The sequence below is a fragment of the Amycolatopsis sp. NPDC003865 genome, assembly GCF_053605345.1.
Genome location: NZ_JBSGJA010000017.1, coordinates 1 through 13,551, shown reverse-complemented (window position 1 = coordinate 13,551; position 13,551 = coordinate 1). Strand labels below are relative to the sequence as shown.

12 protein-coding genes are annotated in these 13,551 nt (G+C 71.4%); 9 read left to right on the top strand and 3 right to left on the bottom strand.

The annotated features are described in order from the left end of the window. Nucleotide 1 precedes the first annotated feature (1 nt). Entirely contained in the window at nt 2–838 is an 837-nt protein-coding gene (locus ACWEVP_RS33580) for a PHP domain-containing protein (RefSeq protein ID WP_452066588.1), read from the bottom strand. A 40-nt stretch (nt 839–878) separates the two neighbouring features. On the opposite strand from ACWEVP_RS33580, the gene ligD reads away from it, so the two are divergent. Together ligD and ACWEVP_RS33570 are read left to right on the top strand one after the other, a co-directional pair. After that, a complete protein-coding gene (gene ligD / locus ACWEVP_RS33575; protein WP_452066587.1) occupies nt 879–1,826 on the top strand; it encodes a non-homologous end-joining DNA ligase in 948 nt (315 codons plus the stop codon). A gap of 44 nt (nt 1,827–1,870) precedes the next feature. Beyond that, a complete protein-coding gene (locus tag ACWEVP_RS33570; protein WP_452066586.1) occupies nt 1,871–2,281 on the top strand; it encodes a hypothetical protein in 411 nt (136 codons plus the stop codon). On the opposite strand, the gene ACWEVP_RS33565 is transcribed toward ACWEVP_RS33570, so the two are convergent. Then, nucleotides 2,212–3,408 carry a thiolase family protein gene (locus ACWEVP_RS33565; protein ID WP_452066585.1) on the bottom strand — a complete coding sequence of 399 codons (1,197 nt, stop codon included), beginning with the start codon at nt 3,406–3,408 and terminating at the stop codon, nt 2,212–2,214. The genes ACWEVP_RS33570 and ACWEVP_RS33565 overlap by 70 nt on opposite strands. 130 nt (nt 3,409–3,538) lie before the next feature. Between ACWEVP_RS33565 and ACWEVP_RS33560 the strand changes: the two genes are divergently transcribed. The 5 genes from ACWEVP_RS33560 (at nt 3,539) to ACWEVP_RS33540 (ending at nt 11,535) form a co-directional block, all read left to right on the top strand. Beyond that, a complete protein-coding gene (locus ACWEVP_RS33560; protein ID WP_452066584.1) occupies nt 3,539–3,979 on the top strand; it encodes a winged helix-turn-helix transcriptional regulator in 441 nt (146 codons plus the stop codon). A 316-nt stretch (nt 3,980–4,295) separates the two neighbouring features. Further along, nucleotides 4,296–7,889 (top strand): discoidin domain-containing protein, encoded by a 3,594-nt coding sequence (locus ACWEVP_RS33555; protein ID WP_452066583.1) that lies wholly within the window; start codon nt 4,296–4,298, stop codon nt 7,887–7,889. Nucleotides 7,890–7,946: 57 nt separating this feature from the next. Then, nucleotides 7,947–8,708, top strand: a complete 762-nt coding sequence (locus ACWEVP_RS33550) for an SDR family oxidoreductase (RefSeq protein WP_452066582.1) — start codon at nt 7,947–7,949, stop codon at nt 8,706–8,708. A 203-nt stretch (nt 8,709–8,911) separates the two neighbouring features. Continuing rightward, nucleotides 8,912–11,107, top strand: coding sequence for a glycosyl hydrolase family 95 catalytic domain-containing protein (locus ACWEVP_RS33545; RefSeq protein ID WP_452066581.1), 2,196 nt, complete (start codon nt 8,912–8,914; stop codon nt 11,105–11,107). Nucleotides 11,108–11,166: 59 nt separating this feature from the next. After that, nucleotides 11,167–11,535 carry a DoxX family protein gene (locus tag ACWEVP_RS33540; RefSeq protein ID WP_452066580.1) on the top strand — a complete coding sequence of 123 codons (369 nt, stop codon included), beginning with the start codon at nt 11,167–11,169 and terminating at the stop codon, nt 11,533–11,535. 64 nt (nt 11,536–11,599) lie between these two features. Here ACWEVP_RS33540 and ACWEVP_RS33535 read toward each other — a convergent pair whose 3' ends face one another. After that, a complete protein-coding gene (locus ACWEVP_RS33535; protein WP_452066579.1) occupies nt 11,600–11,776 on the bottom strand; it encodes a hypothetical protein in 177 nt (58 codons plus the stop codon). A gap of 109 nt (nt 11,777–11,885) precedes the next feature. On the opposite strand from ACWEVP_RS33535, the gene ACWEVP_RS33530 reads away from it, so the two are divergent. Both ACWEVP_RS33530 and ACWEVP_RS33525 read left to right on the top strand, forming a co-directional pair. Continuing rightward, nucleotides 11,886–12,641 carry an HpcH/HpaI aldolase/citrate lyase family protein gene (locus tag ACWEVP_RS33530; RefSeq protein WP_452066578.1) on the top strand — a complete coding sequence of 252 codons (756 nt, stop codon included), beginning with the start codon at nt 11,886–11,888 and terminating at the stop codon, nt 12,639–12,641. 55 nt (nt 12,642–12,696) lie between these two features. Further along, nucleotides 12,697–13,455: a DinB family protein gene (locus tag ACWEVP_RS33525; protein WP_452066577.1), complete on the top strand. Its 759-nt coding sequence runs from the start codon at nt 12,697–12,699 to the stop codon at nt 13,453–13,455. Nucleotides 13,456–13,551: the final 96 nt, after the last annotated feature.

The window sequence follows — 13,551 nt, the reverse complement described above, 5'->3', positions numbered from 1 at the left end:
GTCAGCGGCGCCAGAAGTCGTGCGGGGTGCGGCCCGGGCGGAAGCCGCACGACTCCACCAGGGCCGCCGCCTCGGCGAAACCGTGGCCGACCAGCCCCGGCTCGTGCGCGTCGCTGCCGAACGCGACCGCCTCCCCGCCGGCCGCGAACCACCAGCGCACGACGTCGCCGGGCAGCGGCACCTTCGTGTTGACCTCCAGCGCGCGCCCGCTCGACGCCAGCGCGCGCAGCACCGTGCGGAACTCCTCCTCGAACTCCGCCGCGGCGAACGGCGGCCCCTCGGCCGGCCACGACCGCAGCGCGTAGTCGATGTGGGCCAGCACCGCGAAGTCCGCCGTCGACTCGACCAGCCCGAGCACTTCCGCCAGGTACGCCCGGAGGAGGTCGCCGGGCGGCCGGTCGGCCAGGACGGTGACCTCGTGGTGGTGACCGCCACCGGGCAGGGAGTGCACCGAACCCAGCACCCGGTCGAACTCGTGCGCGGCGAGCAGCGCGTCGGCACGCGGGCGGTGCCAGTGCGGCTCGCTCAACTCGACCCCCGAGAGGATCCGCAGCGACGGGAACCGCTCCCGGCACTCCTCGACGCACGCCAGGTAGCCCGGCACGTCGAGGTCCGGCGGCTCGAGCACGCCGTCGGAGCGCAGCCGCACCCGGAAGTGGTCCGGCAGCAGCGGCCGGACGGGCTCGGGGATCAACCACGGCGTCAGGTCCGCGTGCTCGGTGAACGCCACCGACGGCAGCCCCAGCTCCAGCGCCCGTTCGCAGGACCCGATCATCGATCCGGTGACCGTGTCCCAGGACCATTCGGTGTGGACGTGCCCGTCCGGCGGGAGGCTCACCAGGCCACCGTAACGCCGGTTTTGCACTAGCGTCTGACGCATGGCGCAGAAGTCTCCGTCGGTGGAGCTGGAGGTCGGCCCGCACCCGGTCCGGATCTCGAACCCGGACCGGGTCTACTTCCCGGCCCGCGGCGAGACGAAGCTCGACCTGGTCAACTACTACCTCTCGGTGGGTGACGGCATCGTCAACGCCCTGCGCGAGCGGCCGTGCATGCTGCACCGCTTCCCGTCCGGCGTTGCGGGGGAGAAGGTCCACCAGAAGCGCGTCCCGAACGGCGCGCCGCCGTGGCTGGAGACGGTCCGGGTGACCTTCCCGCGCTACAACCGGCACGCCGACGAGCTGTGCGTCACCGAGCTGGCCCACGTCGCGTGGGCGGTGCAGATGTCCACAGTGGAGTTCCACCCGTGGAACTCGCGGCGCGCCGACACCGAAAAGCCCGACGAGTGGCGGATCGACCTCGACCCGATGCCCGACTGCGGCTACGACCGCGTCCGGCGGGTCGCGCACGTCGCCCACGAGATCCTCGACGAGCTCGGCGCGGTCGGCTGGCCCAAGACCTCGGGCGGGCGCGGTCTGCACGTCTACGTCCGGATCGAGCCGAACTGGGGGTTCACGGACGTGCGCCGGGCGGCGCTGGCCTTCGCCCGCGAGGTCGAACGCCGGGCGCCCGACGACGTCACGACGACCTGGTGGCGCAAGGACCGCGACCCGAGGCTGCTCTTCGTCGACTACAACCAGAACGCGCGCGACCACACGATCGCGAGCGCGTATTCCGTGCGCGGCAACCCGGAAGGCACGGTCTCGACGCCGATCCGCTGGGAGGAGATCGACGACGCCGAGCCGGGTGACTTCACCATCGCGACGGTCCCCGCCCGGTTCGCCGAGCTGGGCGACCTGCACGCCGGCATCGACCAGGCCGTCTTCTCGATCGAACCGCTGCTGGAGTGGGCGGAGCGCGACGGCCTCGAGGAGCCACCCGAAGACTGACGTATTTTCCCGGCGGGCTCGCGGCTCTCCCCGGGGTGAAGGTCGTGCTGTCGGGATTGGACGCCGGGGCGTGGAGCCTCGTCGCGTTGCAGGTGGTCCTCGAACGCGAGGGGCACACGGTGTGCGTGGCGGCCGAGGCGCTCGAGACCTGCCGCCGTGAGCGCCCGGGCTGCCTGGTGCTGTCCACTGTGCTCGGCGCGTCGGGGACGGACGTGCTCCGCCGCGTGCGCGCGGAACCCGCGCTGGCCGCGCTGCCGGTGGTGCTCGGCGGCCGGCTGGAGAAGACGCGCGCGGAACTGCTGGCGCAGGGCTTCGACGAGGTGTTCCCGGTCGCCGCCGCGGATCCCGGGGGAGCCGTGGCGGCGCTGCGGGCGTACCTGACCCGTCAGTCCAGGCGCTCGATGACGGTCGCGTTGGCGAGGCCGCCGGCCTCGCACATCGTCTGCAGGCCGTAGCGGCCGCCGGTCTGCTCCAGCACCGACAGCAGCGTCGTCATCAGCCGGGCGCCGCTGCCGCCGAGCGGGTGCCCGATGGCGATCGCGCCGCCGTTGACGTTGACCTTGGCCAGGTCCGCGCCGATCTCGGCCTGCCAGGCGAGCACGACGCTGGCGAACGCCTCGTTGACCTCGAACGCGTCGATGTCGGCCACCGACAGCCCGGCCCGGGCGAGGACCTTGCGCGTGGCCGGGATGACGCCGGTCAGCATGTACAGCGGGTCGTCGCCCGCGACGGCGAAGCTGTGGATCCGCGCCCGCGGCCGCAACCCGAGCGCCTTCGCCGTCTCGGAGCTGGTGAGCAGCAGGCCCGCGGCGCCGTCGTTGATCGGCGACGAGTTGCCGGCCGTCACGTGCCAGCCGAGGTCCGGGAACCGCTGCTCCCAGACGTCGGCGCGGAACGCGGGCTTCAGCCCGGCGAGGATCTCCGGGGTGGTCGACGGCCGCACGGTTTCGTCGGTCGTGACGTCGACGAGCACGCCGTCCGGCCCGGGCGCCTTGAGCGGCGCGACCTCCCCGGCGAACTTCCCGTCCGCCCAGGCGCGAGCGGCCCGCTGGTGGCTTTCGGCGGAGAACTCGTCGAGCTGCGCCCGGCTGAAGCCCCACTTCGCGGCGATCAGCTCGGCGCTGATGCCCTGCGGCACCAGGCCGTCGGGGTAGCGGGCGGCGACGTGGCTCCCGAACGGGTCGCGCCCGGCCACCTGGCTGCCCATCGGCACCCGGCTCATCGACTCGACGCCGGAGGCGATCACGACGTCGTACGCGCCGGCGATGACGCCCTGCGCGGCGAAGTGGACGGCCTGCTGGCTGCTGCCGCACTGCCGGTCGACGGTCACCGCCGGCACCGACTCCGGCAGCCCCGCGGCGAGCGCGGCCCAGCGGGCGGTGTTCATGCTCTGCTCGCCGATCTGGCCGACGGCGCCGCTGATCACGTCGTCGATCCGGGCCGGGTCGACGCCGGTGCGCTCGACGAGCGAGCGGAGCGCGTGGGCGTGCAGGTCGACCGGGTGCACCCCGGCCAGTGTGCCGTTCGGCTTGCCCTTGCCGATCGGGGTCCGTACCGCGTCGACGATCACCGCGTCCGTCATGGCGTCTGCCTCCTCGCAGATCGGGGATCTCTCCGGTATACGCCCGGTAAGTTGGATTACACAACTCACTTGTCCGCCAGGTCACAGACCTTGACGTGCTAGGTTGGATTTTCAACCCCAGGGAGGTGGCATGGTCCGGCGTGGTCGTGAATGCTCGGTCGCCGAAGCCCTCGAGGTCGTCGGCGAGCGGTGGAGCCTGCTCGCGCTGCGCGAGATCATGCTGGGGGAGCGGCGGTTTAACCAGATCGCCGAGAACACCGGCGCCAGCCGGGACATCCTGGCCACGCGGCTGCGCAAGCTCGTCGACGCGGGCGTCCTCGAGAAGCGCCGGTACGAAGACCACCCGCCGCGCTTCGAGTACCACCCGACCGAAGCCGGCCGCGCGCTGCAGCCGATCCTGCTCGGCCTGATGGCCTGGGGCGACAAGTACGTCCACCAGGGCGAACCGCCCACCCTGTGGCGCCACGCCTGCGGCGAGGTGCTGGAACCGGCGACCGTCTGCGCGCACTGCGGCGAGCCGGTCAACGCGCCGGGCACGCACGCGATCCGGCTGGGCGCCGTCCACTCCTGACCGAAGCCGCCAAGGCCTCCTCGCATCCCCCGCGAGGAGGCCTTTTTCGCGCCCGGGCGTTGACTTGAGACCCCCGTCACGGTAACTCTTGAACGAATCAGTGCAAGAACCTGACAACAGTGCGAGAAATCGCAGCAGACGTCAGGAAGATCCCGCCCAGCCCTCAACGAAGAGGTGCCCATGACGGCTGTTCCGTGCTGCCCGCGCGCACCCCCGGACCCGGTCCGCGCCTGTCCCGTTCCCCGGTTCCGCACGTCCCCGCGCCGGGGCGTGCGTGCTCGACGCGTCTCCCCTCCTCCCCGGATCAGAGGACCCCATGAGAACGAAGCGACTCCTGTCGCGCGCGGCGACCTACGCCGCCCTGTCCCTCCTTCTGGCCGCGCCCGCCGTCGTGGCGAGCGCCGCCCCGGCCACGCCGGTGGGCGCCGCCGTGCAGCCCGCCGCCCAAGCCGCCTCCGCGACCTACACCGCCAGCAGCCAGCTCGCCGGCTACCCCGTCGCGAACGTGGGCGACGGCAACCAGGACACCTACTGGGAGAGCACGGGCAACGCCTTCCCGCAATGGGTGCAGGCCGACCTCGGCGCCCCCACCGACGTCGCGCGGCTCGTGCTGAAGCTCCCCGCCGCGAACTGGGGCGCCCGCACCGAGACCTTCAGCGTGCAGGGCAGCACCGACGGGACGAGCTTCACCGACTTGAAGGCCTCGGCCGGCTACGTCTTCGACCCCGCCAAGGCCAACACGGTCACCGTGGACGTCACCGGCAAGCCCCGGTACGTGCGGCTGAACGTCTCCGCCAACACCGGCTGGCCCGCCGCGCAGCTGTCGGAGTTCGAGGTGCACGGCCCGGCCGGCGGGGACACGCAGCCGCCGTCCGCGCCCGGCAACCTCGCCTACACCCAGCCGGCGAGCGGCCAGATCCGGCTCACCTGGTCGGCTTCGACCGACAACACCGGCGTCACCGGCTACGACGTCTACGCCAACGGCCAGCTCCGCGGCAGCGTCGCGGGCACCGTGCTGACCTACACGGACAGCCAGCCCGACGGCACGACTGTCGCGTACTACGTGCGGGCGAAGGACGCGGCCGGCAACGAGTCCGGGAACAGCAACACCGTGACCCGCAACGGCACCCAGGCCGGCACGAACCTCGCGCCGGGCAAGCCGATCACGGCGTCCTCGACCGAGTGGACGTACGTCGCGGCGAACGCCAACGACGACTCCCTGACCACCTACTGGGAGGGCGGCGGCGGGACCTACCCGAACCTGCTGACCGTCGCCCTCGGCTCGAACGCCGACCTCACCCAGGTCGTCGTCAAGCTCAACCCCGACTCCGCGTGGGGCCCGCGGACGCAGACGATCGCCGTGGAAGGCCGTGACCAGGCTTCGAGCACGTTCGCCACGTTGTCCGCCGCGCAGACCTACAGCTTCAGCCCGGCCAGCGGCAACACCGTGACGATCCCGCTGAGCGGCCGGGCCGCCGACGTCCGCCTGCGCGTCACCGCGAATTCGGGTGCCGGCGGCGGGCAGGCGGCGGAGTTCCAGGTCTTCGGCGTCCCCGCGCCGAACCCGGATCTGACCGTCTCGGGGGTGTCGTGGTCGCCGCAGAACCCCGTCGAGACCGACTCGATCACCGCGTCGGCGACCGTCCGCAACGCCGGGACGGCGGCTTCGGGCGCGACGAACGTCAACCTCTACCTGGGGACGACGAAAGTCGGCACCGCGAACGTCGGCGCCCTCGCGGCCGGCGCCTCGGCGACCGTGTCGGCGAACATCGGTACCCGTGACGCGGGCAGCTACCAGCTGACGGCCAAGGTCGACGAGGCCAACGCCGTCATCGAGCAGAACGAGGCCAACAACTCCTACACCGGCTCGGCCGCCCTGGTCGTCAGCCCGGTGCAGAGCTCCGACCTCGTCGCGGCCACGGCGTGGTCGCCGACCAACCCGTCCGCGGGAAACTCGGTCACGTTCACCACGACCCTGCGCAACCAGGGCACCGTGGCGAGCGCGAGCGGCGCCCACGGCGTCACGGTGACGATCACCGACCAGAGCGGCGCCGTCGTGAAGACGCTGACCGGCAGCTACACCGGGGCCATCGCGGCGGGCGCCACCGCTACGCCGGTCACCGTCGGCACCTGGACGGCCGCCAACGGCCGGTACACCGTCAAGACGGTCGTCGCGAACGACGCCAACGAGCTGCCGGTGAAGCAGGCCAACAACACCAGCACGCAGGCGCTGTTCGTCGGCCGGGGCGCGAACATGCCCTACGACATGTACGAGGCCGAGGACGGCGTCGTAGCCGGCGGGGCGTCGGTGATCGGGCCGAACCGCGTCATCGGCGACCTCGCGGGCGAGGCGTCGGGCCGCAAGGCCGTGACGCTGAACTCGACCGGCTCGTCAGTGGAGTTCACCACCCGCGCGTCCACGAACACGCTCGTCACGCGGTTCTCCATCCCGGACTCCGCGGGCGGCGGCGGGATCACCTCGACGCTGAACGTCTACGTCGACGGCACGTTCCTCAAGGCCATCGACCTGACCTCGCACTACGCGTGGCTCTACGGCGCCGAAACCGGCCCGGGCAACTCGCCGGGCACCGGCCCGCGCCACATCTACGACGAGGCGTCCGCGATGCTCGGCACGACCGTGCCCGCCGGGCACAAGATCAAGCTGCAGAAGGACGCGGCCAACAGCACGAACTACGCGATCGACTTCGTGAACTTCGAGCAGGCCACCGCGGTCGCGAACCCCGACCCGGCGCACTTCGCGACGCCGGCCGGGTTCACCCAGCAGGACGTGCAGAACGCCCTCGACAAGGTCCGGCAGGACAGCACCCTCACCGGCGTCTACCTGCCGGCCGGGAGCTACTCGCTGTCGAGCAAGCTGAACGTCTACGGCAAGGCCGTCACGGTCACCGGCGCCGGGCCGTGGTTCACGAAGTTCTCCGCGCCTTCGGGTCAGGAGAACACCGACATCGGCATCGACGTGCAGTCGAGCGCGAACGGCTCGACGTTCAGCGGGTTCGCCGTGTTCGGGAACTACACCTCCCGCATCGACGGGCCCGGCAAGGTGTTCAACCTGACCAACGTGGCGAACCTGACGATCGACAACATCTGGGTCGAGCACCAGGTGGTCATGGTCTGGGGCACCAACGTGGACAACACCACGATCAAGAACTCCCGGATCCGCGACACCTTCGCCGACGGCGTCAACCTCACGAACGGGAGCACCGGCAACCACGTCACCAACATCGAAGCCCGGTCCACCGGTGACGACAGCTTCGCGCTGTTCGCCGCCACGGACATCAACGCGGGCAACCAGTACGACAACGTGTTCGAGAACCTGACCGCGCTCACCCCGTGGCGCGCGGCCGGGCTGGCGGTCTACGGCGGGTACAACAACACCTTCCGCAACCTCTACATCGCGGACACGCTGACGTACTCGGCGGTCACGATCAGCTCGCTCGACTTCGGCTACCCGTTCCTCGGGTTCGGTCCGCAGCCGACGATGGTCCAGAACGCCTCGCTCGTCCGGGACGGCGGCCACTTCTGGGGCCAGCAGACCTTCCCGGCGATCTGGCTGTTCTCCGCGTCCAAGGAGTTCCGCGGCATCCGGGTGTCCGATGTGGACATCCAGGGCCCGACCTACAGCGGCATCATGTTCCAGACCAAGTACGACGGCACCACGCCGGAGCACCCGGTCGAGGACACGGTGCTGACGAACGTGTCGATCACCGGGGCGCACCGCAGCGGTGACGCCTTCGACGCGAAGTCGGGGATCGGGATCTGGGCCAACGAGCTGCCGGAACCGGGTCAGGGCCCGGCCGTCGGGTCGGCGACCTTCACCGGGCTGACGCTGAGCGACAACGACCAGGACATCCGCAACACGACGTCCACCTTCACCATCGTCCGCAACTGAGCACACCGTGTGGTGCCCGCCGGGAAACCGTTTCCCGGCGGGCACCGCCGTGCCAGGATGACGCCGGAGGTGGTCGACGTGCGGATCCTGGTCACCGGCGGCACCGGGCGGCTCGGTTCGGCGGTCGTGGCGCGGCTGCGGGCGGCGGGCGAAGAGGTCCGGGTGCTGAGCAGGCGGGCAGGTCCGGACGTAGTGCGCGGCGACTTGCGGAGCGGGCGCGGCATCGACAGCGCCGTGGCCGGCGTCGACGTCGTCGTCCACTGCGCCACCGACTACTTCGGGCGCGAAGCGGACCTGGCCGCGAGGCTGGTCGAAGCGGCCCGCTGGGCCGGTGTCACGCACCTGGTCTACGTCTCGATCGTCGGCGTCGACCGCGTCCCGCTCGGCTACTACCGGACCAAGCACGAGACCGAAGAACTCATCGCCTCCTCCGGTCTGCCCCACACGATCCAGCGGGCGACGCAGTTCCACGGCCTGGTCCGGACGCTCCTCGCGGGCGCGACCCGGCTCCCGGTGGTGCCGGTGCCGCGGGTCTCCTTCCAGCCGGTGGACGTCCGGGACGTCGCCCGCCGGCTGACGTCGCTGGCGCGGGACGACCCGGCGGGCCGGGTGCCCGACTTCGGCGGCCCGGAGATCCTGACGGCGACCGAGCTGGCCCAGGCGGTCGGCGAGGCGAACGGGCGGTTCCGGCGGATCGTGCCGCTGAAGGTGCCGGGGGAGACGTTCCGGGCCTACGCCGACGGCGGTCACCTGACGCCCGAGCACCGCGAAGGCGAGATCACCTTCCAGGAGTACTTGATCGAGCGCGCTCGTAAGTAATCGGATTAATTACGAAGAATCTTGACCTCGGATCCGGATAGGTCATATGTTTGGCGGGCTGCACGCCGGTCCCGCCTTCAACGCCGAACGGATCCGACATGTCGAACCCTCCCTCTCGCCGTACCTTCTTCAAGCTCGGTGGCGCGGTCGGCGCCGGTCTCGCCTTCAGTGGCGTTCCTGCTTTCACCGCAAGCGCTGAGGTCTTGCGTCCGACCGAGGCGGACCTCGTCCCGGACGCCCGGGCGACGACGCTGTGGTACCCAGCCCCGGCGGCGGAGGACAAGATCATCGAACAAGGCCTGCCGATCGGCAATGGTCGGATCGGTGCCCTGGTCGGCGGTGATCCTGCCGCCGACTTCCTCTATCTCGCCGACGCGTCGCTGTGGACCGGCGGCGCCAACGACGTCCTCGAAGACGACGGCCAGTTCCCCTACGAACGCGAGAAGTTCGGCACCCTCGGGCTGCTGGCGAAGCTGCGGATCTCGGTGCCCGCGCACACCAGTGTCACGGACTACCGCCGCACGCTCGACCTGAGCAACGGCGTCGTCGTGATCACCTACCGGCACCGGGGCGTGCGGTACCGCCGCGAGTACTTCGCGAGCCACCCCGACGACGTCGTGGTGATCCGGCTCAGTGGCGGGCCCGTCACCGGCTCGGTCTCGCTGGAGCCGACCCGCGGCGAGACCGCGACCGGCCCGGCGGCGTTCGCCGGCAAGTTCGCCAACGGCCTGAAGTACGCGTGCACCGTCGCCGGCGACACCACGTTCGGCGGCAGCCGGGAGGTGGTCATCGTCGTGAGTGGCGGCACGAACTACGTGCCGGACGCAGCGCGGAAGTTCCTCGATGCGTCCCTCGACCCCGCGGCGCTCGCGAAGCGGAAGGCGTCGAACGCCCTGCGGGCCGGGGGAGGCGCGCTGCTGGCCACCCACGTCGCCGACTACCGGCGGCTCTACGACCGGATGACCGTCGACCTCGGGCAGTCGCCCCCGGCGAAGCGCGCGCTGGACACGTGGTCGCGGCTGCTGGCCCGCCACGACGACCCGGCCACCCCCGACCCCGAGCTGGAGGCGAGCTACCTGCAGTTCGGGCGGTACCTGACGATCACGGGTTCGCGCGACGGGCTGCCGATGGGCTTGCAGGGACTGTGGCAGAACACCAACACGCCCGACTGGATGAGCGACTACCACACCGACATCAACGTCCAGATGAACTACTGGCTGGCCGACCGGGCGGCGCTGCCGGAGAGCTTCACTGCCCTGGCCGACTACTGCCTCGCGCAGCTTCCCGTGTGGACGGACAGCACGAGCCGGCTGTTCAACGACCCGAGGAACCGCTTCCGCAACACCAGCGGCAAGGTCGCGGGCTGGGCCGTCGCGTTCTCGACGAACATCTACGGCGGCTCCGGCTGGTGGTGGCACCCCGCCGGCAACGCCTGGCTGTGCAACTCGCTGTGGGACCACTACGCGTTCACTCAGGACAAGGCGTACCTCGCGAGGATCTACCCGCTGCTCGAGGGGGCGGTCGAGTTCTGGGAGGCCCGGCTGGTCCCGATGACGGTCGACGGCCGCGAGGTGCTCGTCGACGACCATGACTGGTCGCCCGAGCACGGCCCGCAGGACACCCGCGGCAACACCTACTCGCAGGAGATCGTCTGGGACCTGTTCGAGCACTACCGCGAAGCCGTCGCGGTCCTGGGCCGCGACCGGGCGTACGGCGACCGGATCGCGGGGCTGCAGCGGAAGCTGTACCTGCCGAAGGTGAGCCCGGCGACCGGCTGGCTCGAGGAGTGGATGTCACCGGACAACCTCGGCGAAACGACGCACCGGCACCTGTCCCCGCTGATCGGGTTCTTCCCCGGCGACCGGATCGCCGCCGACACCGCGCCGCGGGAGCTGCTCGACGGGGTGCGCGCACTGCTGATCGCGCGCGGGATGGACAGCTACGGCTGGGCGACCGCGTGGCGCTCGGCGTGCTGGGCGCGGCTGAAGGACGCCGACCGCGCGTACCAGCTGCTGCTGACGGTCCTGCGGCCGTCGGTCGGCAACGGCAACGGCACCGCGCCGAACTTCTTCGACATGTACAGCCAGGGCAGCTACACGATCTTCCAGATCGACGCGAACCTCGGCGCGCCGGCGGCGATGGCCGAGATGCTCGTCTACTCGCGGCCCGGCGTGCTGGAGCTGCTGCCGGCGCTGCCCTCGGCGTGGGCGCGGTCGGGCCGGGTGACCGGCATCGGCGCACGTGGCGGCTTCGACGTCGACCTGGCGTGGCGCGACGGGAAGGTGACGCGTGCGGTGATCCGCAGCGTCGGCGGGACCCGGACGGAGGTGCGGGCCGGGGTGTGGCGCCGGGTGATCACCCTGCGGCCGGGGCAGTCGGTCACGGTCCAGCCAAGTTGAGGAGTAACCTCCGGAAAGTGATGTAGTGTTCAATCACTTTCTTCGGACCGGAGGTCATCGTGAACGTCGTCCTGTGGATCGTGTCGGGTGTGCTCGCCGCGCTGTACCTCGGCGCCGGCGGCATGAAGCTCGTGACGCCGCGGGAGAAGCTGCTGGAAAACCCGAACATGGGCTGGACAGCGGACTTCTCCGCGGCGGCGATCAAGGGTATCGGGGCCGTCGAGATCCTCGGCGCGCTCGGGCTGATCCTGCCCTGGGCGCTCGACATCGCGCCGGTGCTGACGCCGCTCGCGGCCACCGGGCTGGCGGTGGTCCAGATCGGTGCGATCATCGTGCACGCACGGCGCAAGGAGACCAAGGCGCTGCCGATGAACGTCGTGCTGCTGGTGCTGGCGGCGTTCGTGGCGGTGGGCCGGTTCGCCGGCTGAGGTTTCCCGGTGGACGGCGGCGGGTGGTCAACCCGCGACCGAAGCGGTTGCCCGACGCGCACGCTCAGCAGTTCGCCGGGGAACCGCCGTGGCGCACCTCGACGTGCCGGGCCGGGAACAGCCCTGCCCACAGCGCCGCCCGATGACGGGGTTCTTCCCGTCGCCTCGGAGCCGGCCGGGGCGGCCCGGCCCGGTATTCCATCTCCACCAGCACCCAGTCGTGGATCCAGTCGCCGCGCATGGTCTCTTCCTCTCGTCCGACGACCTCCACGGTCGTCCTGAGGGCGCCGTCACCGCATGGGGTGAACGCGCACTCTCCGGCGGCGCGATCCCTTACTAGGCTCGGCGGCGTGCCCCCGACCACTTACCTGTTCGTGCCCGGCGACCGGCCCGACCGCTTCGGCAAGGCCGTGGCCAGTGGCGCCGACGTCGTGATCGTGGACCTCGAAGACGCCGTCGCCCCGGCGGACAAGGACGCCGCCCGCGCGGCGGTCGCGTCCTGGCTCGAGACCGGCCGGGCCGCGGTCCGGATCAACGCCCCCGGCACGCCGTGGTTCGAGGCCGACGCCGCGCTGGTCGCCGCGCGTGGCGTCCCGGTCGTCGTGCCGAAGGCCGAAACGCCCGGCGTTCTCGCCGGGTTCGGCGAGGTCGTGGCCCTCGTCGAGACCGCGCGCGGCGTCGAACGCGCCGGTGAGCTGGCCGCCGTCCCGTCGGTGACGCGGCTGGCGTTCGGCAGCGTCGACCTGGCCGCGGAACTCGGCGTCGCACCCGAGGACCCGGAACCGTTCGCCTACGCGCGTTCCCGGCTGGTGATCGCCTCGGCGGCGGCCGGGCTGGCCCCGCCGGTCGACGGCGTCACCACCGACCTGCGCGACGACGACCGGCTCGCCGCCGACGTCCGGTACGCCCGCCGGCTGGGGTTCGGCGGCAAGCTCTGCGTCCACCCGAGGCAGCTCGAGCCGGTCCGCGCGGGCTTCGCGCCGAGCGAAGCCGAGCGGGAGTGGGCCCGCCGGGTCGTCACGGCGGGGGAGTCGGCGTCCACTGTGGACGGGGCCATGGTGGACAAGCCGGTGCTCGCCCGGGCGCGGCGGATCCTGGGCACGTAGGGCAGTTCCGGGGAAACGCCTGCGGAGCGGCCGGTCGCGGTGCGAGACTGCTGCGATGGCTTCCGAATACGTCCAGAGCGACCGGTTCCGCGGTGCCCGCATCCACCTGTGCGACCTCGCGGGTCTCGAGATCCGCGACTGCGAGGTGACCGGCCTGAAGATCGTCGACTGCTACGGCGGCGACATCTCCCTCGGCGGCGCCTTCGAGCGCGTCGTGGTCAACGACGTCGACGTGACCGCCTATGTCGAGGCCGAGCTGGACCGCCGGTACCCCGAGCGGGTGCTGGCGCGGGACGCGGCGTCTCCCGAGGATTACCGGACCGCTTGGGACGCCATCGAAAACTCGTGGAACGCGACCCTCGCCCGGGCGCGGCAGTTGCCCGAGGCCCAGCTGCACGAGCGGGTCGATGGCGAGTGGTCGTTCGTCGAGACGCACCGGCACCTGCTGTTCGCCTGCGATGCCTGGCTCGGCAACGCCGTGCTCGAGGAGGAAGCGCCCTACCATCCGCTGGGCTTTCCCGCCGGGGGGACGCCGCCGGAGGAGGCGGCGAAGCTGGGCTTGAACCTCGACGCGACCCCGACGCTCGACGAGGTGCTCGCGCCGCGGCTCGCCCGCATGGCCGTGATGCGGCGCGTCGTCGACGGGCTGACCGCGGCCGAGCTCGACCGGGTGTGCGGCCGCAAGCCGGCCGACCCGTACCCCGAACAGGACTACGTCGTGCGCCGCTGCCTCAAGGTGGTGCTGAAGGAAGAAGCCGAGCACCACCGGTACGCGGTGCGCGATCTCGCGGTGCTCGAGGCGGGTGCGTCCTAGGTGTATTGCCCTGTGAGGTTGGGGACGCGGCTGGCGGGTGGGTGGCCTGCGAGTGCGGTGTGTCCGCGGTGGTGATTGTAGGTGTGTAGCCATCGC